Genomic DNA, 20302 nt, shown 5'->3' with positions numbered 1-20302 from the left:
AGGCTCAGGGAACGGGCGCAGGACAGGCTCAGGGAACGGGCGCAGGACAGGCTCAGAGAACGGGCGCAGGCGCTCGCCATGGATCGGTGTCGCGATCGGCGCGGCAGTCGTCGCCGCGCTCTTCTTGATCGACTGGTTCGTCCCGGCCCTGTTCCAGGACGCACTGCCCGACCGCGCGCAGGATGGCCTGACCCTTGCGCTCAGCGTCCTCATCGAGGCGCTGCCGTTCGTCGTGCTGGGCGTCGTGCTCTCGATCGTCGTGCAGGTCTGGCTGCCGCCGGATCTCATCCATCGCTGGCTTCCGAGAGCCGGCTGGGCCAGGCGCGCCGTCCTCTCGCTGCTCGGGATGCTGATCCCGGTCTGCGAGTGCGGAAACGTGCCCTTCGCGCGCGGACTCATGATGCGCGGTCTCGCACCCGCCGAGGCGATGACCTTTCTCATCGCCGCGCCCATCGTGAACCCCATCGTCATCATCACCACGCATGCCGCGTTCGGCTTCGACGGCGGCATCCTCATTGCCCGCCTCGTCGGCGGATACCTGATCGCCAACCTCATCGGCTGGATCTACAGCCTTCAGTCCAACCCTGACGCGATGCTCACCCGCCGATTCACGCAGACGTGCGAGCGCGTCACGCACGAGCACGGCACGCCGACTCGTCGCAGTCTCACGCAGTTCCTCATCGAGCTGCGCGCGGTCATGCCCGCTCTCGTGATCGGGTCGGCGCTCGCCGGAGCAGTGCAGGTGCTCGTGCCGCGCGACATGCTCCTGGCGATCGGCTCGAACCCCGTGCTGTCGATCGTCGCGATGATCCTGTTGGCGATGACGGTCGCGATCTGCTCCAACGTCGATGCGTTCTTCGCGCTGTCGTTCGCGTCGACGTTCTCGTCGGGCGCACTGATCGCGTTCCTGCTGGTCGGGCCCCTCGTCGACATCAAGATGCTCGCTCTGCTGCGCACCACCTTCACCGCGCGCACGCTGGTCGGAGTGGTCGCGGTCGTGGTGATGAGCGCCTTCGCGATCGGGATCGGGGTGAACGTCTTTGGCTGATTCCTCGTCGCGCGCACGCGCCCTCGGCATTCGCTGGCTCGGCGTGGGCCTTGCCACCGTTCTCGCCGTCGTCACGATCGGTCTCGCCGTGACAGGCCGGCTCACCCTCTTCATCGCGCCGGAGTCGATCTGGTTCGCGTGCGCAGGCGCTGTCGTCGTGCTCCTCGGCGCGATCTGGTCGTTCGCGCTGCCGCTCGGCGCAGAGTCGGAGCACGACCACGACCACGGGATCGACGAAGACGAGACCCCTCGCCGCCGCACGCTCACCCTCATCGGCACGGCGTCTGCAGGAGTCGTCGCCACGGCGGTCGTCGTCGGTGCGCTCGTTCTGCCACCCGCGTCGCTCTCGGTCGATCTCGCCATGTCGCGAGCGGATGCTGGCGGCACCCTCTTCGCCGGCGCAGACACCCCTCAGCTCGGCGTTGCTGACACCACCACTTTCGGGGTGGGCGAGTGGTCGAGCGTCTTCGCGACCGCGTCGCGGCCCGAGGCCTACGACGGCGCTCCCGTCACGCTCGTCGGTTTCGTCACTCCCGGCGAATCGGATGCCGTGAATCTCACCCGCATGGTCATCACGCACTGCGTGATCGACGCCCAGCCTGCGGCTGTGCCGGTGACGATCGATGCGGCCGAGTACGGCACCGGACAGTGGCTCGAGGTCACTGGCACGGTCAAGGCGGATGCTGACGGCTCGCTGCGCGTGCTGCCCGAGTCAGTGGTCGCGATCGATGAGCCCGGGGATCCCTATGAGTACTGAGGACCAGGCGCCCCAGCCGCCGCGGAGCCGCGCCGAAGCCCGCGCCGCGCGCGAGTCCGCAGAGCGTGAAGCCGCAGAGCGCGAGGCTGCAGAGCGTGAAGCCGCGGCGACGCGGGGTGCCCCGCCGATCCCGGTCGCACCCGAGAGCGACACGATCCGGCTTCCTCCGGTCATTCAGCCGGTCGCTCAGCGCGCACCCGACGCTTCGACAGGCTCAGCGACCGACGTATCGACAGGCTCGCCGACCGACGCGTCGCCCCCCGGGCCCAAGAGCCGCCGTTTCCTCTACACGATCCTCGGTGTCGTCGGAGTGCTGATCCTCGTGACCGGGGTGCTCGGCGCGATCAGTCTGTTCCAGGGTCCGCGCATCAGCCAGGTGCAGGTCGACGCTGCCGAAGCGATTCAGGTCTCGGGCAGCCGGGTCATCCTCACTGCGAACCAGTCGCTGGGCGCGATCGACGAGTCGCAGGTCACCGTGGATCCCGCCGTCCCGTTCACCGTGGATGCCACCGGACGCAGCGTCGGCATCCGCTTCACCGTCCCGCTCGATGACTCGACGAAATACACCGTGAAGGTCGCCGATGTGACCAGCAGCGGCGGGGGCCCAGCATCCGATCTTCAGACGTCGTTCACGACGCCGGCGTCTCAGATCTTCCTGCTCAATCGCTCCGAGGACGACGACTCGATCTTCCGCACGGATCTCACCGGCGAGAGGGCCGTGCCGGTCTTCGCCCACCCGCGCATCAATGACTACCGGGCGACCGCGAATCAGCTCGTCGTCGCCGTCGAGGATGACGACGGCTCGCGCATTCTCGTCATGGATCACAAGGGCGAGAACGTGCACGAGCTCACCCTTCCCGGGGATGGATTCGTGAGCACGGTGCAGGTATCCGACCGCGGCGGCCTGGTCGGCTACACGTATTCGGATCGCACGATCACCGCCGACAGCGGACGCGCGAGTGTGCTCGTCACGCAGCCGATCAGCGGCGAGGGCGAGCCGCAGATCGTCGAGGTCGGCGATGAAGAGGCGAGCATCGCGTCGTGGCAGTTCGTGCCCGACTCCGCAGCGGTGCTGTTCATCGATTTCGCCGGCACCCTCTCGCTGGATGACCGCTCCGGCGACGCCGGCGCGCAGAACATGGGGATGGCCTCGCAGCTGCTCGGTATTTCGCGCGGCACGTACACCGCCATCGTCAGCCGCGCCGATCAGAGCATCATCGAGCTGGATCTCGCTGACGGTACCGAGACTCCGCTTGCGGCATCCGACCCCGACTTCGGGCCCTCGAAGACGATCACTCCGTTCCCCGGCGGCACTCTGCGCCACATCGTCGCGCGCGACGAGAGCGGACTGCCGACCGGTCAGGCGATCATTCGCGTGGACGACGACGGCAGCGCAGAACCGGTGCTCGAGGTCGAGTCCGGCAGCGCGATCCTGCAGGCGTGCCCGTCACCGAGCGGACAGTACGCCGCGGTGACCGTTGCCCCGAAGCTCGTCGAGAACCCGTACGACAATATGCTCGTGCCCCTTCCGAAGAATCTCGAGACGCACCTGCTCGACCTGCGCACCGGTGAGGAGCTCGTCGCGCTCACCGGATTCGACGTGTCGTGGTGCCAGATCGCGCCGGCCTTCTGAGATGACGCTCATCCGTGCGACCAGGTCGGATCTCGAGCACCTTCCGCTCGAGATCGCACCGCAGCTGCTCGGCGCTCAGCTGCGCACGACGGTGGACGGCGCACCGGTCTGGCTGCGCATCACCGAGACCGAGGCCTATCACGGGCGGGGAACCGGCGATGTGCCAGACCCCGGATCGCACGCGCGCATGGGACCCACCGCCCGCAACGCCACGATGTGGGGGGAGCCCGGTCACCTCTACGTCTACCTCAGCCACGGCATCCACTCGTGCGTGAACGTCGTCTGCGGTCCCGAAGGAACCGCGGGCGGGGTACTCCTGCGCGCGGGTGAAGTGATCTGCGGGGCGGATGCCGCGGCATCCCGATCCGGCAGATCAGGACGCGATCTGGCGCGAGGTCCTGGGCGGCTCGGCCAGGTGATGGGCCTGCGGTATGCGCTGCACGACGGGATCGATTTCGTCGACGGGACGCTCCTGAACGGTGCCGCAGCACAGCTGTGGTGGGACGATGAACCTGTCGAGGTGGCATCCGGACCGCGAGTCGGTGTCGCGGGCATCGCGGGGACGGATGCTTTCCCCTGGCGCTTCTGGATCGCCGGCGACCGAACGGTCTCGCCGTTCCGCTGGGGGCGCGGTGCAGCAGACGCACAGGCCATGCTAAACTGACTCCTTGTCTGTGCACACTCCTGTGCGCAGTTCGTGTGTTGCTTGGTCCTCTCACTTGTTGAAAGGGCTGCGGCGCGCAGACAAGGGATCTTGGGTGAGACCGTCCGGTCTCACGGTAATGAAGGAGTAATCACATGGCAGCAGTGTGCCAGGTGACAGGAGCTGTTCCCGGCTTCGGTCACAACATCTCGCACTCGCACCGCCGGACGAAGCGTCGCTTCGACCCGAACGTGCAGAAGAAGACGTACTACGTGCCCTCGCTCGGCCGTAAGATCACGCTCAACGTGTCCGCCAAGGGCATCAAGGTGATCGACGTTCGTGGCATCGAGAAGGTTGTCGCAGACCTCAAGGCGAAGGGTGTGAAGCTCTAATGGCCAAGAAGGCTCAGGACGTTCGTCCCATCATCAAGCTCCGTTCGACGGCGGGCACCGGTTACACGTACGTGACCAAGAAGAACCGTCGCAACACCCCCGACCGTCTCGTGCTCAAGAAGTACGACCCGGTTGTCCGCAAGCACGTCGAATTCCGAGAGGAGCGTTGATCCATGGCTAAGAAGAGCAAGATCGCTCGTAACGAGCAGCGCAAGGTCATCGTCGAGCGCTACGCCGAGCGTCGCCTCGAGCTGAAGAAGACCCTCGTCGACCCGAACGCTACCGACGAGGCTCGCGAAGCCGCTCGCGTCGGCCTGCAGAAGCTTCCGCGCAACGCATCGCCGGTGCGCGTGCGTTCGCGTGACGCCATCGACGGACGCCCCCGTGGCATGCTGACCAAGTTCGGCATCTCGCGCGTGCGCTTCCGCGACATGGCTCACCGTGGCGAGCTGCCCGGTGTGACCAAGTCGAGCTGGTAAGACTTTCACGGGCTCGCTGAGCCTGTCGAAGCGGGGCGAGGATCTTCGGATCCTCGCCCCTTTTGCGTGCCCGGCATCCGCTCTGCTCCGCGGCATCCGCTCTGCGCTCCCGGCATCCGCTCTGCGCCCCCGGCATCCGCTCTGCGCCCCGCGGCATCCGCTCTGCGCCCCCGGCATCCGCTCTGCGCCCCCCGGCATCCGCTCTGCTCGGGGAGGTGGCGCACTTGGTCGCTTCCGGCGCGAAAAGGCGACCACATGCGACCCCTCCCGGATGCCGGTGCACCCCCGGGAACCGCCGCGAATCCTGTGACGAAAGTGGCCAAAGTGACCCGACACGCCTAGAAAAACACCAAAACCCGCGAAATGACGCGGAAATACGGGTCACGGTTGGTACATTCAAGGCGGTCACTCGACCAGGAGCACCTGCTCCGACCACAACGACAATGCGACGGGAACCTCGTCGCTGGAGGATGACATGGCTGACAAGTCCATCACCAAGACCGAGCTCGTCGCGAGCATTGCTTCTGCCACTGGCCAGAGCCAGGCCACCGTCTCGGGCGTCCTCGACTCCCTCTTCGCCACGGTTTCGGACGCAGTTGCCAAGGGCAGCAAGGTCTCGATCCCGGGCTGGATCGCTTTCGAGCAGGTCGACACCGCTGCCCGCACCGGCCGCAACCCGCAGACCGGCGCAGAGATCAAGATCCCTGCTGGCAAGCGCGTCAAGGTCACCGCTGGCTCCAAGCTCAAGGCAGCCGTCAAGTAAGTCCGCTTACTTCTCGAAGCTTATGAAGGCCGTCCCGGTTGGGGCGGCCTTCATGCGTGGTGCCGCAGCAGTGCCCGCGAGCTTAGGCTTGAAGGGTGAGCTCTCCCGGCCAAGGCACCATTCCCGCATCGTCGTATCGTGCGGCCGGAGTCCTGATCCTCGTCGCATCCTCCGCGGTCGCTGTGGTCGCAGCTCTGCTGTTCGGCGGAGGGGCTGCACCCCTGCTGATCGGTGACCCCGGCGACGTCATCCGCTGGAGCCTGCCGATCGCGCGGTTGGTGAACAACCTCAGCGCCGCACTCATGATCGGCCCGATGGTTCTCGCTCTGTTCGCACTCCGCGCGGGGGAGAAGCCGTTCGAAACGGCGATGGACACCGCATCCCTCGGCGCCGCCCTCTTCACGATCTCTGCCGGTGCCACCGGCTTTCTCACCTTCCTCGCGGCGTTCACCCCTGAACTCAGCCTCGGGCAGCAGTTCGGCTCGGATCTGGGGCGCTTCCTCCTCGCCCTCCCTCTCGGTCAGGCCTGGCTGATCACCACGGTCATGGGCGCGATCGTCACGATCCTCGCGTTCGCGTGGCGCAGCTGGCTTCCGACGCTGATCACCGCCGTCATCGCGCTCGCTGCCCTTCTGCCGATGGCGACGCAGGGTCACTCGGGCGAGCTGTCCGGTCACGTCATCGCGGTGAACTCGATCCTGCTGCACACCGTCGGCGCTGCGGTGTGGCTCGGTGGACTCATGCTCCTGGTCGTGCTGCACCTCACCAAGGGCGTCGACGCCGTGTCGCTCGTGCGCCGCTACTCGAGCCTCGCCATTGCCGCCTTCTTCGTCGTCGCCGTCTCGGGCGTCGTCCGGTCGACCGTCGGCCTCGGCAGCTGGGACGCGCTCTGGAGTCCCTATGGCCTCATCATCATCGCCAAGGTGGTGCTGCTGTGCGGCATGGGCCTGCTCGGCGCCTGGTACCGCGCCCGCCTCATTCCGCGCATGGACGCGTCGCGCACGGCTGGCGAGAGCGCTTCGCGCTGGTTCTGGATGCTGGTGCTCTGCGAAGTCGCGCTCATGGGTCTCGCATCGGGCGCCGCCGCTGCGCTTGCGCGCACGCCCCCGCCGACGGGTCTGACGGCCGTCGATCGGCAGACGCCAGCGGAGATCCTCACGCGCGCGCCGCTTCCTCCTGAGTTCACGATCGATATGTGGTTCAGCGGGTGGGACCTCGACATCCTCTGGGCGCTGGGTGCAGTGCTCGGCGCCTTCTTCTACATCGCGGGCGTCTGGCGCCTGCACCGACGCGGGGACCGTTGGCCGATCCAGCGCACCGTGTTCTGGATGCTGGGGTTGCTGCTGCTCGTCTGGGTCACGTGCGGACCGATCAACCTGTACCAGGAGTACCTGTTCAGCGTGCACATGCTGGGCCACATGGTCCTGTCGATGGCGATCCCGCTGCTGCTGGTCTCCGGTGCGCCGGTGACCCTGGCGCTGCGCAGCATCCACAAGCGCGATGACGGCACTCGCGGCGCGCGCGAGTGGATCCTCTGGGCTGTGCAGTCCCCGTTCTCGCGGATCATCACGCACCCCTTCGTCGCGGCCGGCATCTTCATCGTGTCGCTCTGGGCGTTCTACTTCACCGACCTCGTGCGGTGGTCGATGTACGAGCACCTCGGACACGAGTGGATGATCATCCACTTCCTGATCTCTGGCTACCTCTTCGTGCTGAGCCTGGTCGGTATCGATCCGGTGCCGTACCGCCTGCCGTACGCGGGACGCCTCATCACGCTCATCGCGGTCATGGCCATGCACGCGTTCTTCGGAATGGCGATCATGATGCAGGAGGGACTCATGGTCGCGGAGTGGTTCGGATCCATGGGCCGCACCTGGGGACCGACGCCGATGGAGGATCAGTACATCGGCGGAGGAGTGGCGTGGTCTGTGGGTGAGATCCCGACGCTGATCCTCGCGGTCACGGTCGCTATTCAGTGGAGCCGCGACGACACCAAGGTGCAGCGGCGTACCGACCGCAACGCCGATCGCACCGGAGAAGCCGAGCTCGCCGAGTACAACGCGAAGCTCGCCGCCCTCGCCGAACGCGACCAGCGCCAGGCCGCCCGCGAAGGCCGCTGATTCACCCGACGGGCGAACCGACCCTGATCGACGCCGAGCCGTCGGGAAGGATGGCGATCGAGCCATCGACCTGGAACGGCACATCCTCAGAGACGTGCTCCACGGAGCCGTCGAACAGCGAACGGATGTCGACCTCGATGTGAGCGACGGCGTCGGTCGGTGGGATCCTCCAGTGCGCGCCATCGGGCTCGACGGTGACGGCGGGCTGAGCGGCGATAGACCAGACCGGCGGGTCGACGATGCGGTTGCGCACCTCGAGGCCGAAGGGGCAGGCGGTCGGCTGCAGAACCTGTTGCGTCGTGCACTGCGTGAGGTACTCCTCGACGCGCTCCTGGACGACGGCGGTGAACTTCTCGGTGGGTGCGGTCTGCACTTCGACCGGGGTCTGCGTGAGGGGAGAGTCCGCGAGGATGCTCACCCCCGGTGATGTCGCGATGGCGGTGTCGACGGTGATCGAGTAGAGCCCGGGGGTGAACACCAGCAGCGACAGCGGGTCTCCAGCGACAGCATCCGCACCGGATGCCATGACCTGGCGCCGATCGACGGGGAAGCCGTTCACGGCGAACTGGTCGGCGCCCAGGAGCGTCAGTGAAACGGCCGCAAGGGGCGAGCGGGTGAAGCGCCAGTCGGGGATGATGCCTTCCCAGCCGTCCTGCTCGACCTGGAAAGTCGTGGAACCCGCGTGGGCCCCGGCGACATAGGAGACGGTGACCGAGAAGACGCCGTCTTCGGACTCTTCTGCGAGCACTTCGAAGTTGCTCAGCGGCGCGAGAGCGCTCTTGCGCAGCATCGCCTCGGACGCGTCGCCATCGATGCCGGCCTCCTCGAGAGTGCTGCGATCGACCGCGACGCCGGGAACAAGCAGAGCATCGGCGGCACGCCCGCTGGAGAGAAGATCGAGATAGCGGGTGACGAAGGCCGCTGGACCGTAGAACTCCTTGTAGAGGACTGTTCCCCCGGCGCCGATGGCCCCGAGCAGCAGAACCCCGACGACCGCGAGAGCAGTCAGATCGAACCACAATCGGCGGCGCACGCGCGTCGTCGAGGGCTGATCCATGGCGCCAGTCTAGAAGTGCGGGCTGTGACAGTGCCGAGTTCGCGCCCATCTGATGGCGGAGGTCGACGTACGATGAGAGTCGTGTCTTTCCCCGCCCTTTCCGATGAGCAGCAGGAGCTGTTCCAACTCATCGAGGACACCAGGGAGCACGTCTTCATCACGGGGCGCGCCGGAACCGGCAAATCCACGCTCCTGCAGTACTTCGCGTGGCACACCCAGAAGCAGATCGCGATCTGCGCGCCGACCGGTGTTGCGGCCCTGAACGTCGAGGGGCAGACGATTCATTCGCTGTTCCGCCTGCCGATCGGGCTCATCGCCGAGAGCGAGATCGAGCAGAACGATGCCACCCGCCGCATCCTGAACGCGATCGACACACTCGTCATCGACGAGGTCTCGATGGTCAACGCCGACCTGATGGACGGCATGGACCGCGCACTGCGCCAGGCCCGCGGCAGGCGTGCCGAGCCGTTCGGCGGCGTGCAGGTCGTCATGTTCGGCGACCCCTATCAGCTGGCGCCCGTACCGCCGCGGGGCGACGAGCTGCGCTACGTGCAGGACCATTACCGCTCGTTCTGGTTCTTCGATGCGAAGGTGTGGGCTGGGGCAACGATGGGAGAGGCCGACGGGCTGATCGATCTCGGGCGTCACGGTGCTCCGCTGCACGTGCGCGAGCTGGTGCAGATCCACCGCCAGTCCGACGACGGTTTCAAGTCGATGCTGAACGCGGTCCGCTACGGGCGGGTGACGGCTGAGATCGCCGAGGTGCTCAACACGCAGGGCACGCGCACGCCTCCTGATCCTGAACCCGGCGAGGTCCCGATCATCACGCTCGCGACGCGCAATGACATCGTCAACAACATCAACAAGCGCCATCTCGCAGCACTCGCGGGCAAGGAGCAGACCGCGCGCGCCGAGATCAACGGCGACTTCGGGCGCGGCGACGGCAACTACCCCGCAGACGCGGAGCTCAAACTCAAGATCGGCGCGCAGGTGATGTTCCTGCGCAACGACGTGTCGATGACCGGTGAGCCCCCGCGCTGGGTCAACGGCACGATCGGCACGGTCAAGCGCATTCTCGGCGGATCAGTGCGCGTCGAGATCGACGGCGAGGACGTCGACGTCGAGCCCGCGGTGTGGGAGAGGTTCCGCTACTCCTACGACGCGAACACGAAGACGCTCAGTCGCGACGTGATCGCCGAGTTCATGCAGTTCCCGCTGCGGCTGGCGTGGGCGGTCACGATCCACAAGTCGCAGGGCAAGACCTACGATCGTGCGATCATCGATCTCGGTGGGGGAGCATTCGCGCCGGGGCAGACCTACGTTGCCCTGTCGCGGCTCACCTCACTCGACGGGCTGTACCTGTCGCGTCCGCTGCGTCCGAGCGACATCCGGGTGGATCAGGACGTGCGCCGTTTCATGCGCGATGCGTGGGAGGCCCGGCAGGGTTCGACACCCCGGCTCGCGGGGGCCTGATCAGGCGGCGATCCGGGCGTGGTCGAGATCTTCGAACAGCTCGGTGTTGAAGCGATAGGCCAGCAGCACCTCGTCGATGACGCGCTCGCGCTCTGCGGCATCCCACGGCGCGGCATCCAACTGCTCGCGGTAGACGTCCTTGAAAGCGTTCGGATCGGCGATGTCGTCGAACAGGTAGAAGCCCACGCCATTGGTCTCGAATCCGAACCGGCGTTGCATGACGCGTCCGATGAACACACCGCCAGACAGGTCACCCAGGTAGCGCGTGTAGTGGTGCGCGATGAAACCGCCCGCCCACGTCGCGCCGACCTCGTTGATGCGCGCGACGTAGCGCTGCGTCGTCGGAAGAGGTGCAATCTCGTCGCGCCAGTCCGGCCCGACGAGGAACTCGAGATCGGCCTCAAGGGCGGGAAGGCGGGTGAGCTTGTCGCTGATGAAGACGGACGCGACGGGGTCGCGCCGCATCCGCTCGCCGGCTGACTCGAGCGCTTCATAGATGAAGTAGTGCTGGGCGACGAGCGAGATGTAGTCCTCGCGGGATGCCTCGCCCTTGAGTAGATCGGCCATGAAACCAGCGTGCTCGCTGCGCGAGTGCGAACCGGACGAGCGCTCACGAAGCGCCGCGGAGAATGAGAGGATTTCCACCATGCCCTCAGTGTAAGGCAAACCTTACCTAACCGGAAGCGTCAGGAATGTGGCCGCGGTTCGACCCCGAGCTTCGCGCAGGCGGCGTCGTAGAGGGCGACGACCTCGCGCCGCACGGCGGGGCGCTCGTCGATGGCGCCGCCCGGCCAGGGCACGCGCAGCTCCTCCTCGACTCCGCCGCGGGTGATCTGCCAGATGCCGCCGTCTCCGTCGAGGTCTGTCATCACGGCATCCGTGATGGGCAGATCGGATGCCGTGGCGAAAGCGCGGGCGATCAGGAGGTTGTCATCGGAGTGGTCGCCGTTCATATGGCGGAGGATGGCGGCGACCACGTTGCTGTCGAAGATATGCGGCATGGTCATCACTGTACGTCTGAAGCGGCGCATCTGAGTGAAGTCTGTGTGTCTGCCGCGATCGCCAGCAACCGTGCAGTGTTTCCGGCGGCGCGCCCTAGACTCGGTGGGATAGATCTTCCAGGAGTCCCACCCATGCCCCATCTCTCGTCGCGCCCCTGGCGTGCTGCCGTCGCTGGCGCGGCCGCTCTTGCTCTTGTGCTGACCGGATGTGCGCCGGAGGACTCCTTCACGTACACGGCGCCCGGGCAGGTGGAGCAGGCGCTCCCCGATGACACGGTCGCGCCGATGCAGGCCGCTGTCGAGAACGCCATGGCGAAGGTCGGCGCGACAGGTGCGATCGTCGGCGTGTGGGTTCCCTGGAGCGGCACCTGGGTCACGGCACTGGGCACGCAGTCGGTCGAAGATCAGACCGCGGTCACCACGGACATGTCCTTCCGCATCGGCGATGTCACGCGGATCATGACCTGCGAGGTGCTCTACGCGCTCGTCGATGAGGGCACGGTCGAACTCGACGCCCCCGTTCCCGACTACGTCTCGGGTGTGGCGAAGATGAAGGACATCACGCTGCTCGACCTCTGCAACGGCACCAGCGGCGCTGGATCGTCCGAGATGGCAGTGGCGGGCATGTGGCTGAACACCCCCGAGCGCGTCTGGGCACCGCTCGAGCTCGCATCTTTCGGCCTCGGCCAGGCACCGACCGCGCCGCACACGACCTACCGCGACTCCGACGCCGGATACCTTCTTCTCGGACTCGCCCTGGAGCGCGCTTCGGGGATGACCGCGTCCGAGCTGATCGCGAAGTACGTCGCCAATCCGCTCGAGCTGACAAGCACTTCGCTTCCGAGCCCTGCCGCTGCAGTACCCGGTGAGAACCCGCTCAGCGGAAACCGGCTGAACGCCATCGAGGGCGGCTACGACTGCACGGCTCCTGTCGACATCACGACGCTCTCCTCCAGTGTGGGCTACACCGACTCCGGTGTGGTCTCGACGATCGACGAGCTCGGCCGGTTCGCTCAGGCCGCAGCGCGCCAGGGGCTTCGTGAAGACCCGAAGCCCGACCAGTTCGCGGCTCCTCTGCCGGTATCGGCGGACGCAGAATCCTGGTACCAGGCGACCGGCGGCGCATATCTGGTCGGACCCCTGATCGGACAGCACGGCGCGACTCCCGGTTACACCACAGCGGCGTACGCCGACCCGACGACAGGGTTCACCGTCGCGGTCGTGCTGAACAACTCCACGTCGGGGTCCAGCGTTGCCGCCTACCTCGCTTGGGAACTCGCCGCGATCGCCTCCAAGGCACCTGCGGCACAGGGCCAGACGGCCCCGGAGTTCGGTCTGCCGTTCACCGCTGAGCAGTACCACGAGGCAATCTCGGCGATGGCAGTGTGCGCCACGCCGCCGCCCGCGGAGTGAGCTGAGCGCGGCCACCTCTACCCTGGGGGCATGTCTCAGACCGAGGAGTCCGACCGCGTGCGTCGGAGCATTGTTGCGCTGACGGTGGTCGGTTCCCTTGTGGCAGCGCTGTTCGGATCCGGGCTGTTCGGCGGCTCGGGGATCTCGGATGCTGCCGGTGGAGCGTTCGCCGCTGACGCCACCGTCCTCGCTCCCGCCGGGTTCGCGTTCGCGATCTGGTCAGTGATCTACCTCGGCCTGCTTGCCTATGCGATCTGGCAGTTCACGCCTGGACAGTCGGCGAAGCCGCGCCATCGGGCGATCGGGTACGGCGTCGCGGCATCCGCTGTGCTGAATGCCGCGTGGATCATGTGCGTTCTGGCCTGGCAGATTGCGGAGTCTTTCGTGATCATCGTGCTGTTGCTCGGTGTGCTGCTGGTGACCTTCGTGCGCGTGTGCCGCCGCCCGCGCCGCGGAACGGTCGCGGAGATCGTGCTCATCGACGGCGTCATCGGGCTCTACCTCGGCTGGGTCACAGTTGCGGCGGCAGCGAATCTCGCAGCCTGGCTCGCCGACATCGGCATCACCTCGTGGGCAGAGGCACCGGGGATCCCTGGGACCATCACGCTCATCGCGGCTGGCCTCATCGCTGTCTTCACCGCCTGGCGCGGAGGTCGATGGGCGCCTGCGGTCGCAACCGTCTGGGGGCTCGTCTGGATCGCGGTCGGTCGCTGGGCCGAGGATCCCGCGGCTCCTGTGGTGGCGACGACGGCCATCGTTCTCGCGGTAGTGGTGCTCGGGGTCACCGGGTGGCGGTTCCGACAGCGCCTGCCGCGGCAATAACAGGTTGTCAAGCCCCTCGTTGTGCGCCATCTGGCTGGATAGCGTTGCGGACAGGAGGTCATAATGGCAACGACTAAGGCAAGTGCGAAGTCAGACTCGAAGAACAAGGGCGCAGCTCGCGGCGGCTCGGGAGAGAAGAGTACGCGACGCCAGAACGCCGAGAAGGGCTTCGTCGCATCGAAGCAGCTCGGAAAGAACCTGCAGGCGGTGCTGGTCGATCTTCTCGAGTTGTCGATGCAGGGCAAGCAGGCGCACTGGAACGTGGTGGGAACCAACTTCCGGGATACGCATTTGCAGCTCGATGAGATCGTCGCCGCCGTCCGAACGTTCAGCGACACCATTGCCGAGCGCATGCGGGCGCTGCACGCCGTTCCGGACGGGCGCAGTGACACCGTCGCATCCACGACCACCCTGCCGGAGTATCCGCAGGGTGAGATCACCACGACCGAGACCGTCGATCTGATCACGGTGCGGCTCGAGGCCACCGTCGGGACGATGCGCGAGGTGCACGATCCGATCGACGAGGAGGATCCGACCACCGCAGACATCCTCCACGAGATCATCGACACGCTCGAGCAGTTCGCGTGGATGTTCAGCGCAGAGAACCGCACGCCCTCGAAGGGCTGATTCTCGCTGCAAACCCGCAAAACCACGCCGAGACAACATCGAACTGACGGTGCCTCGGCGTGGTTTTGCGGGTTCCCGAGGTTCGGAATCAGTCGTGGGGCCACCCGGTGTAAGCCTCGGCGAGATAGGTGCGTCCGGCCTCTGAGTCGACGACCGAGCGCAGCTCTCCGAGCTGACGTCTGCGGTCGAACTCATTGTGCGAGGGCTCCAGGTGCAGCATGCTCGTCATCCACCACGAGAAGTTCTGCGCCTTCCAGATACGGCGCGATGCGGCATCCGCGTAGCCATCGATCAGGCGGGAGTCGTTCTCGACGAGCAGCGCGTTCAGCGCTTTCGCGAGGATGACGACGTCGGCCACCGCGAGGTTCATGCCCTTCGCGCCAGTGGGCGGCACGGTGTGCGCGGCGTCTCCCACGAGAGCTGCCCGCCCGTGGCGCAGCTCGCTGGCGACGAAACTGCGGAAGCGCAGCACATCGCGCTGGAAGATCCGGCCCTCCTTCAGAGTGATGCCCGGCACGCGAGACTGCAGCGTCTCCCAGATCTCCGCCTCGCTGCACGCGTCCGGATCGGCGTCGGGGGCGCACTGGAAGTACATCCGCTGCACCTCGGGGCTGCGCTGGCTGATCAGCGCGAAGCCATTCTCGGAGTTGCTGTAGATGAGTTCATCCGAGGAAGCCGGTGCTTCGCAGAGGATGCCGAACCACGCGAAGGGGTACTCGCGGAAGTAGCCGCTGCGAGAGTCGCCGGTGACAGCGGGTCGCACGACCGAGCGTGACCCATCGGCGCCCACGACGAAGTCGGCGTCGATGACGAGCTCGGCGCCCTCGGCATCCGTCGCGATCACCCGCGGAGCATCGGTCTCGACGCCTTCGACGCGGGTCGCGGTGATGCCGAAGCGCAGGTCCTGACCGCGGCTCAAGCGCAGGGCGAGCATGTCTTTGAGCACTTCGTGCTGAGGATAGAGCCAGACGCTGCGGCCGACGAGGCTCGCGAAGTCGATGCGGTGTCCTTCTCCTTCGAACCGCAGCTCGATGCCGTCGTGGCGGTCACCGACCGTGTGCACGCGGGTGTTCGGGTCGATCTGGGTGAGCAGGTCGACCGTGCCCTGCTCGAGGATACCGGCACGAATCGTCTGCTCGATCTCTTCGCGCGAGCGCTGATCGATGACGACCGACTCGATCCCGGCATCGGCGAGCAGCTGAGAGAGGATGAGGCCGGCAGGGCCTGCGCCGACGATTGCGACCCGGGTGCGGATCGAGGACGTGCGGACGGTGCCGGATGCGGTGCTCATGCTGTCTCCTTCGACGGACGGATGCTGCGCACCAGTGTGCCTCGCCCGCCAACTCCTATGCCGACTGATCCCATTGAATGGGCAGCAGCGGCGCGTCCAGGTCGCGAATTCGGTCGCTCTCGCGGCTCGATAGCGGCACAAATCGCGACCTGAACGTCGTGGGTCAGCGGAGCGTGGGTCAGCGGAGCGCGCGCAGGTCACGCTCTGTGTCGTGCGCGGCGGCGCGCAAAGCGTCGAGTGCGGCGGTGGGATCAGCCTCGCGCGGCAGCACGACCGACAGTGCGGCAACGACTTCACCCCTGTCGCGGACGGGAACGGCGACCCCGGTGGAGACCGCTTCGATCGATCCGGGGGATGTGACGAAGCCGCGCCGGCGGATCGATGTGAGCAGCGCGCGGAGAGCCGCGGCATCCGTCATCGTCTCGGTCGAGAGTGCGCGAAGCGGGCCGGCGAGCACCCGCTCGCGAACGGCGGGGTCGGCGAACGCGAGCAGAACAAGACCGGAAGAGGAAGCGTGCACGGGGAGGCGTCCGGCGACGCGGGTGATGTTGGCGCCGGCATCCGGATGGGAGAGGCGCTCGAGGAAGAGCGCTTCATCGTGTTCGAGCACGGCGAGCTGGGTGTGTTCGCGGACGAGGGTCTGCACGCGCTCCATGTGCGGCATTGCGGCTTGGCGCAGGCGCAGCGCGTTGGATCCGCGCAGCGCGAGCTCCCACAGGCGCATTCCCAGACGGATGCGGCCCCCTTCGTCGCGCTCGAGGATCCCCTCGGCGCTGAGCTCACCGACGATGCGGTGTGCAGTGGACCGGGGGAGGCCAGCGCGCTCGGCGATCTCGGTCGCGGTCTGCACGGTGCGCTCGGCGCTGAAAGTCTCGAGAACACGCACGATGCGCACGGTCATCGAGTCACCGGAGCGCGAGTTCGCCATGGGGCTAGCTTCGCACGACGCATCCATGTACAATCGTTGGCACCCCAACTAATCCGACGAGGTTGGACGAATTCCGGGCGCACCGGAGATCGAAGGAGATCAGATGCAGTTCTACCGCGACGGATACCGACCCGGCGATCCTGACGTCCGCCCCGCGGCCCCTGAGGCCCTCGAACGCGGCGACGCCTTCCCCGAGAAGCTCGATGTGCTCATCGTCGGCACGGGCCCCGCGGGAACGGTTCTGGCCGCGCAGCTGTCTGAGTTCCCCGACATCACCACCCGCATCATCGAGCGTCGTGAAGAGCCGCTGCAGGTCGGTCACGCCGATGGTGTCGCCTGCCGCACGGTCGAGATGTTCCAGGCTTTCGGTCTGGCAGATGCGCTGGTGCGCGAGGCCTATTGGGTAAACGAAGTGCGCTTCTGGGGTCCGTCCGAGGACGACCGCTCCCAGATCACCCGCACCGGGTGGGTCGAAGACACCCCCGCAGGGCTCAGCGAGTTCCCGCACGTCATCGTCAACCAGGCGCGGATGCAGCAGTATCTGCTCGAGCACGCGGCCAGCTCCCCATCGCGACTCGAGGCCGATTACGGCATCGAGTTCGCCGGCTTCGAGATGGATGCTGAGTCAGACCACCCGGTCATCGCCACGCTCCGTCGCGCTGACGGCACCGAGTTCACCGTGCGCGCAAAGTACGTCGTCGGCTGCGACGGTGCGCGCAGCAACGTGCGCCGCGCACTCGGCATCCAGCTCAAGGGTGACGCCGCCAACCACGCCTGGGGCGTCATGGACGTGCTCGCCACTACCGACTTCCCCGACTGGCGCACGAAGAACGTCGTGCAGTCCGCCGGCAAGGGGAGCCTCTTGATGATCCCGCGCGAGGGCGGCAATATGGTGCGCTGCTACGTCGACCTCGGCGAGGTCGAGGCAGGCGATAGCGAGATCCGCAAGAAGACCGCCGAGGAGCTGCGCGAGGTCGCCAACGGCATCCTCTACCCGTACTCGATCGACGTGCAACAGGTCGCCTGGTCGAGCGTGTACGAGGTCGGCCAGCGCGTCGCTGACCGCTTCGATGACCTGACCTCTGACTCGCCCGCGGATGCCGTGCCGCACCTGTTCGTCGCCGGCGACGCCTGCCACACGCACAGCGCCAAGGCGGGCCAGGGAATGAACGTGTCGATGCAGGACGCCTTCAACCTGGGTTGGAAACTCGCCGCCGTTCTGCAGGGACGATCGGATGCCACGCTGCTGCGCACCTACTCGGAAGAGCGCCAGCGGATCGCCGCCGACCTCATCGCCTTCGACAAGCATTGGTCGGCCTTCATCGCGCAGCCGGCGCTCGACCCTGCGCACCCCGAACTCGGCGGCGTCTCGGCTGCAGACATGCAGGATGAGTTCGCGCGCCAGGGTCGCTACACCGCAGGCCTTGCGACGCAGTACACCCCGTCGACGCTCACGGGGACGGCGGAGCATCAGGAGTTGGCGAGCGGATTCGAGATCGGCACCCGCTTTCACTCGTCGCCCGTGCGCCGTGTCGCAGACGCGCGCCCGCTGCAGCTCGGCCACTCGCACGTCGCCGACGGTCGCTGGCGCATCTACGCCTTCGGAGACACTTCTGGGGCGGCACTGCGTGAGTTCGCCACGTGGCTGAGTGACGGAGAGGACTCGCCGGTCCGCGAGTTCACCGGGGCGGATGCCGTTATCGACAGCGTCATCGACGTCCACGCCATTTTCCGCGGCTCGCACCACGACGTCGATGTCACGGCCCTGCCGGAATTGCTGCTTCCGACCTCTGGCCCGCTCGGCTTGCAGGACTGGGAGAAGGTCTGGGCAGCGGATGCTGCGGACGACATCTTCGCCGCTCGCGGGATCGCCGCAGACGGTGCGGTCGTCGTCGTGCGTCCGGATCAGTATGTGGCGCACGTGCTGCAGCTGTCGGCACGCGCCGAGCTGCGTGACTTCTTCGGCGGGTTCCTGCTGCCCACCGGCCCCTGAGCCTGTCGAAGGGCCTGGCCCGCGACGCTTCGACAGGCTCAGCGATCGAGGAGTTGAAGCTCTGTTGTGAGCGCACCTGAGAGGATGGAGCCGTGATGACGATGCCTGACCTCCCCGAACCGCAGCGTCACGTCGGGAACCTCATCCGCCGCGCGCAGCAGCTGCATCTGGCGACCTGGGCGCGAGTGGCTTCGAGCGAGATCACAAGCGCGCAGTACAGCATCCTCGCGGTTCTTGATCGTCTCGGTGAGGCGAGCCAGCGCGAGCTGTGCGACGAGGTGGACCTCGATCGCTCGACGATCGCCGACCTCGTGCGGCGCATGGAGAAGTCCGGTCTCATCGCCCGGCAGCGGGCCGCGGGTGATGCGCGGCGCAACGTCGTGACGCTCACCTCGCATGGAGCGGCCGAGCGCGCGCGTCTCGCCCCACTGGTGATCGACGTGCAGCGCGAACTGACAGCGCACCTGGGTCCTGATGATTCTGCGGCACTGTTCCACGGGCTCTGGGCGATGCTCGAGGGCTCGGTCGCCGGCACCGCACGTTCGTAACTCCTCAAAGAACCGCGAAGCAGCCGTGGTTTCGGGCCGTCCGGCGCTCGGCCCACCGTTCTTGAGGAGTTGTGAACGGCGAGAGGTGGTGACCGGCCCGGGTAGCCTCAACTCATGGCCATTTCTGCATCTGCTGCCGCGACTCCGTGGGAGGCCGTTTCGGCCGACGAGGTCGCGGAGCTGCTCGGCGCAGCATCCGTTCGGTGGTGGCTCTCGGGAGGTGCGGCACTGGACCGCTGGCTCGGACGGTCGATCCGCGAGCGTTCGAACATCGACGTGAGCGTCGTCGCCGGCGACCTGGCCACGCTGGTCGCGAATCTGCCGGAGGGGTTCAGCGCCTGGGCGCCCTCGGGTGAAGAGGACGAGATCGTGCCCTTCGCGGATGCTCCATCAGACGCCGACCTGCAGCCGGTGCTCATCCGAGACGACGCGAAGAATGCCTGGGTGCTGCAGGTCAACGGGGAAGATGGCGCTCCGCGCGCGTGGGTCTACAAGCGCGATCCGCGGCTCACGCTGCCCTGGGATCGCGCGGTCATCGATATCGACGGCATCCCGACCGGCGCCCCCGAAGTTCAGCTGGTCTGGAAGGCCCTGCGTCCGCGACCGGAGGACACGACCGACAAGGATGCCGTGCTCCCACAGCTCGACGCGCAGGCGGTGACGTTCTACGAGACCGCGCTGCTGCGCATCCACCCGCACTCGACGTGGGCGATCCACGTGCGGAGCCCGTTCGCTCCCGCGAAGTCCAGCTGGAACCGCCCGAACCGCCCCTGAGCGTGTCACTGTGCGTGAATTGATGCGCCCCAGCCCCAGCCGCGAGAATTGCTCTGCGCGATGAGACGGCTGCTGGCAACGCGATTCTCGTGCCGCAAAGCAATTCTCGCGGGGGACGGAGCTCAGAACGCGGCGGCGCCGGCCTCGGCGACGGAGTGGTCCTGCTCCCCGGATCCGCCGCTGACACCGACGGCTCCGACGACGACGCCGTCGCGCGAGAGCGGGATGCCGCCGGCGAAGATCGCGACCTTGCCGCCGTTGGTGTTCTGGATGCCGAAGAACTGCTGCGTCGGCTGCGAGTTGTCGCCGAGGTCCTTCGTGGAGATGTCGAACGCCTTCGACGTCCACGCCTTGTTGATCGAGATGTTGACGCTGCCGATCCAGGCTCCGTCCTGGCGCACGTGGGCGACGAGGTTTCCGCCGGCATCGACGACGGCGATGTTCATGGGCTGGCCGATCTCGGTGGCCTTCTTCTCGGCGGCGGCGATGACTCGACGAGCATCCTCAAGATTTGCAGACATTTCCGTTCCTTTCGTGGTG

22 protein-coding genes are annotated in these 20302 nt (G+C 66.8%); 16 read left to right on the top strand and 6 right to left on the bottom strand.

The genetic code is table 11. The features are described 5' to 3' along the window. The first annotated feature begins 82 nt into the window (after positions 1–82). The 9 genes from ACN0RC_RS05055 (at position 83) to ACN0RC_RS05015 (ending at position 7835) form a co-directional block, all read left to right on the top strand. Complete coding sequence (locus tag ACN0RC_RS05055) at positions 83–1048, top strand: permease (RefSeq protein ID WP_417509656.1); 966 nt, start codon at positions 83–85, stop codon at positions 1046–1048. Further along, a complete protein-coding gene (locus tag ACN0RC_RS05050) occupies positions 1041–1805 on the top strand; it encodes a TIGR03943 family putative permease subunit (RefSeq protein ID WP_417509415.1) in 765 nt (254 codons plus the stop codon). Before ACN0RC_RS05055 ends, ACN0RC_RS05050 begins: the two co-directional genes overlap by 8 nt. Then, positions 1795–3438: an Ig-like domain-containing protein gene (locus tag ACN0RC_RS05045; protein ID WP_417509413.1), complete on the top strand. Its 1644-nt coding sequence runs from the start codon at positions 1795–1797 to the stop codon at positions 3436–3438. Before ACN0RC_RS05050 ends, ACN0RC_RS05045 begins: the two co-directional genes overlap by 11 nt. A 1-nt stretch (position 3439) precedes the next feature. After that, entirely contained in the window at positions 3440–4102 is a 663-nt protein-coding gene (locus tag ACN0RC_RS05040; RefSeq protein ID WP_417509411.1) for a DNA-3-methyladenine glycosylase, read from the top strand. Between the two features lie 134 nt (positions 4103–4236). Next, the gene (gene rpmB / locus ACN0RC_RS05035) at positions 4237–4473 is read left to right on the top strand and encodes a 50S ribosomal protein L28 (RefSeq protein WP_417509409.1); all 237 of its coding nucleotides are present in this window, start codon (positions 4237–4239) and stop codon (positions 4471–4473) included. After that, positions 4473–4643, top strand: coding sequence for a 50S ribosomal protein L33 (gene rpmG / locus ACN0RC_RS05030; protein WP_046014935.1), 171 nt, complete (start codon positions 4473–4475; stop codon positions 4641–4643). The genes rpmB and rpmG overlap by 1 nt, the downstream gene beginning before the upstream one ends. 3 nt (positions 4644–4646) lie before the next feature. After that, on the top strand, positions 4647–4952 hold the full coding sequence (gene rpsN / locus ACN0RC_RS05025) for a 30S ribosomal protein S14 (RefSeq protein ID WP_144793638.1): 306 nt from the start codon (positions 4647–4649) through the stop codon (positions 4950–4952). A gap of 475 nt (positions 4953–5427) precedes the next feature. Beyond that, entirely contained in the window at positions 5428–5715 is a 288-nt protein-coding gene (locus ACN0RC_RS05020; protein ID WP_417509406.1) for an HU family DNA-binding protein, read from the top strand. A gap of 95 nt (positions 5716–5810) precedes the next feature. Then, positions 5811–7835 (top strand): cytochrome c oxidase assembly protein, encoded by a 2025-nt coding sequence (locus ACN0RC_RS05015; protein WP_417509404.1) that lies wholly within the window; start codon positions 5811–5813, stop codon positions 7833–7835. Between the two features lies 1 nt (position 7836). On the opposite strand, the gene ACN0RC_RS05010 is transcribed toward ACN0RC_RS05015, so the two are convergent. Further along, positions 7837–8892 carry a hypothetical protein gene (locus ACN0RC_RS05010; protein WP_417509402.1) on the bottom strand — a complete coding sequence of 352 codons (1056 nt, stop codon included), beginning with the start codon at positions 8890–8892 and terminating at the stop codon, positions 7837–7839. Between the two features lie 81 nt (positions 8893–8973). Between ACN0RC_RS05010 and ACN0RC_RS05005 the strand changes: the two genes are divergently transcribed. Continuing rightward, positions 8974–10365: an ATP-dependent DNA helicase gene (locus ACN0RC_RS05005; RefSeq protein WP_417509400.1), complete on the top strand. Its 1392-nt coding sequence runs from the start codon at positions 8974–8976 to the stop codon at positions 10363–10365. Here the strand turns inward: ACN0RC_RS05005 and ACN0RC_RS05000 are convergent, their stop codons facing one another. Together ACN0RC_RS05000 and ACN0RC_RS04995 are read right to left on the bottom strand one after the other, a co-directional pair. Next, positions 10366–11013, bottom strand: a complete 648-nt coding sequence (locus ACN0RC_RS05000) for a heme oxygenase (biliverdin-producing) (RefSeq protein WP_417509398.1) — start codon at positions 11011–11013, stop codon at positions 10366–10368. Between the two features lie 38 nt (positions 11014–11051). Continuing rightward, positions 11052–11366: a DUF2470 domain-containing protein gene (locus ACN0RC_RS04995; RefSeq protein WP_417509396.1), complete on the bottom strand. Its 315-nt coding sequence runs from the start codon at positions 11364–11366 to the stop codon at positions 11052–11054. A 132-nt stretch (positions 11367–11498) separates the two neighbouring features. Here ACN0RC_RS04995 and ACN0RC_RS04990 point away from each other — a divergent pair, with 132 nt between their 5' ends. From ACN0RC_RS04990 to ACN0RC_RS04980, 3 genes are all read left to right on the top strand, one after another. Then, positions 11499–12779, top strand: a complete 1281-nt coding sequence (locus tag ACN0RC_RS04990; protein WP_417509394.1) for a serine hydrolase domain-containing protein — start codon at positions 11499–11501, stop codon at positions 12777–12779. Between the two features lie 30 nt (positions 12780–12809). Beyond that, positions 12810–13601, top strand: a complete 792-nt coding sequence (locus ACN0RC_RS04985) for a tryptophan-rich sensory protein (RefSeq protein WP_417509392.1) — start codon at positions 12810–12812, stop codon at positions 13599–13601. A gap of 63 nt (positions 13602–13664) precedes the next feature. Continuing rightward, the gene (locus tag ACN0RC_RS04980; protein ID WP_417509390.1) at positions 13665–14228 is read left to right on the top strand and encodes a Dps family protein; all 564 of its coding nucleotides are present in this window, start codon (positions 13665–13667) and stop codon (positions 14226–14228) included. Between the two features lie 88 nt (positions 14229–14316). Here ACN0RC_RS04980 and ACN0RC_RS04975 read toward each other — a convergent pair whose 3' ends face one another. Both ACN0RC_RS04975 and ACN0RC_RS04970 read right to left on the bottom strand, forming a co-directional pair. After that, positions 14317–15519, bottom strand: coding sequence for a 4-hydroxybenzoate 3-monooxygenase (locus tag ACN0RC_RS04975; protein WP_417509388.1), 1203 nt, complete (start codon positions 15517–15519; stop codon positions 14317–14319). A gap of 178 nt (positions 15520–15697) precedes the next feature. After that, entirely contained in the window at positions 15698–16447 is a 750-nt protein-coding gene (locus ACN0RC_RS04970; RefSeq protein ID WP_417509386.1) for an IclR family transcriptional regulator, read from the bottom strand. A gap of 103 nt (positions 16448–16550) precedes the next feature. On the opposite strand from ACN0RC_RS04970, the gene ACN0RC_RS04965 reads away from it, so the two are divergent. From ACN0RC_RS04965 to ACN0RC_RS04955, 3 genes are all read left to right on the top strand, one after another. Further along, positions 16551–18440, top strand: coding sequence for an FAD-dependent monooxygenase (locus tag ACN0RC_RS04965; RefSeq protein ID WP_417509384.1), 1890 nt, complete (start codon positions 16551–16553; stop codon positions 18438–18440). 95 nt (positions 18441–18535) lie between these two features. Further along, positions 18536–18988: a MarR family winged helix-turn-helix transcriptional regulator gene (locus tag ACN0RC_RS04960; protein WP_417509382.1), complete on the top strand. Its 453-nt coding sequence runs from the start codon at positions 18536–18538 to the stop codon at positions 18986–18988. Positions 18989–19102: 114 nt separating this feature from the next. Further along, the gene (locus tag ACN0RC_RS04955; RefSeq protein ID WP_417509380.1) at positions 19103–19762 is read left to right on the top strand and encodes a nucleotidyltransferase domain-containing protein; all 660 of its coding nucleotides are present in this window, start codon (positions 19103–19105) and stop codon (positions 19760–19762) included. Between the two features lie 122 nt (positions 19763–19884). On the opposite strand, the gene ACN0RC_RS04950 is transcribed toward ACN0RC_RS04955, so the two are convergent. Beyond that, positions 19885–20283 (bottom strand): GlcG/HbpS family heme-binding protein, encoded by a 399-nt coding sequence (locus tag ACN0RC_RS04950; protein WP_417509378.1) that lies wholly within the window; start codon positions 20281–20283, stop codon positions 19885–19887. Positions 20284–20302 lie beyond the last annotated feature (19 nt).

It is taken from the genome of Microbacterium sp. (assembly GCF_048259935.1).
Classification (GTDB): Bacteria; Actinomycetota; Actinomycetes; order Actinomycetales; family Microbacteriaceae; genus Microbacterium.
This window is presented reverse-complemented; position numbering and strand designations above follow the sequence as displayed.

Bases quoted from the DNA above. Each gene is read 5' to 3' on its own strand.
- ACN0RC_RS04955 (WP_417509380.1), top strand. From the start codon at position 19,103: ATGGCCATTTCTGCATCTGCTGCCGCGACTCCGTGGGAGGCCGTTTCG.
- rpsN (WP_144793638.1), top strand. From the start codon at position 4,647: ATGGCTAAGAAGAGCAAGATCGCTCGTAACGAGCAGCGCAAGGTCATC.
- ACN0RC_RS05045 (WP_417509413.1), top strand. From the start codon at position 1,795: ATGAGTACTGAGGACCAGGCGCCCCAGCCGCCGCGGAGCCGCGCCGAA.
- rpmG (WP_046014935.1), top strand. From the start codon at position 4,473: ATGGCCAAGAAGGCTCAGGACGTTCGTCCCATCATCAAGCTCCGTTCG.
- ACN0RC_RS04965 (WP_417509384.1), top strand. From the start codon at position 16,551: ATGCAGTTCTACCGCGACGGATACCGACCCGGCGATCCTGACGTCCGC.
- ACN0RC_RS05020 (WP_417509406.1), top strand. From the start codon at position 5,428: ATGGCTGACAAGTCCATCACCAAGACCGAGCTCGTCGCGAGCATTGCT.
- ACN0RC_RS05040 (WP_417509411.1), top strand. From the start codon at position 3,440: ATGACGCTCATCCGTGCGACCAGGTCGGATCTCGAGCACCTTCCGCTC.
- rpmB (WP_417509409.1), top strand. From the start codon at position 4,237: ATGGCAGCAGTGTGCCAGGTGACAGGAGCTGTTCCCGGCTTCGGTCAC.
- ACN0RC_RS04990 (WP_417509394.1), top strand. From the start codon at position 11,499: ATGCCCCATCTCTCGTCGCGCCCCTGGCGTGCTGCCGTCGCTGGCGCG.
- ACN0RC_RS04975 (WP_417509388.1), bottom strand. From the start codon at position 15,519: ATGAGCACCGCATCCGGCACCGTCCGCACGTCCTCGATCCGCACCCGG.
- ACN0RC_RS05000 (WP_417509398.1), bottom strand. From the start codon at position 11,013: ATGGTGGAAATCCTCTCATTCTCCGCGGCGCTTCGTGAGCGCTCGTCC.
- ACN0RC_RS04995 (WP_417509396.1), bottom strand. From the start codon at position 11,366: ATGCCGCATATCTTCGACAGCAACGTGGTCGCCGCCATCCTCCGCCAT.
- ACN0RC_RS04980 (WP_417509390.1), top strand. From the start codon at position 13,665: ATGGCAACGACTAAGGCAAGTGCGAAGTCAGACTCGAAGAACAAGGGC.
- ACN0RC_RS04950 (WP_417509378.1), bottom strand. From the start codon at position 20,283: ATGTCTGCAAATCTTGAGGATGCTCGTCGAGTCATCGCCGCCGCCGAG.
- ACN0RC_RS04960 (WP_417509382.1), top strand. From the start codon at position 18,536: ATGACGATGCCTGACCTCCCCGAACCGCAGCGTCACGTCGGGAACCTC.
- ACN0RC_RS04970 (WP_417509386.1), bottom strand. From the start codon at position 16,447: ATGGCGAACTCGCGCTCCGGTGACTCGATGACCGTGCGCATCGTGCGT.
- ACN0RC_RS05010 (WP_417509402.1), bottom strand. From the start codon at position 8,892: ATGGATCAGCCCTCGACGACGCGCGTGCGCCGCCGATTGTGGTTCGAT.
- ACN0RC_RS04985 (WP_417509392.1), top strand. From the start codon at position 12,810: ATGTCTCAGACCGAGGAGTCCGACCGCGTGCGTCGGAGCATTGTTGCG.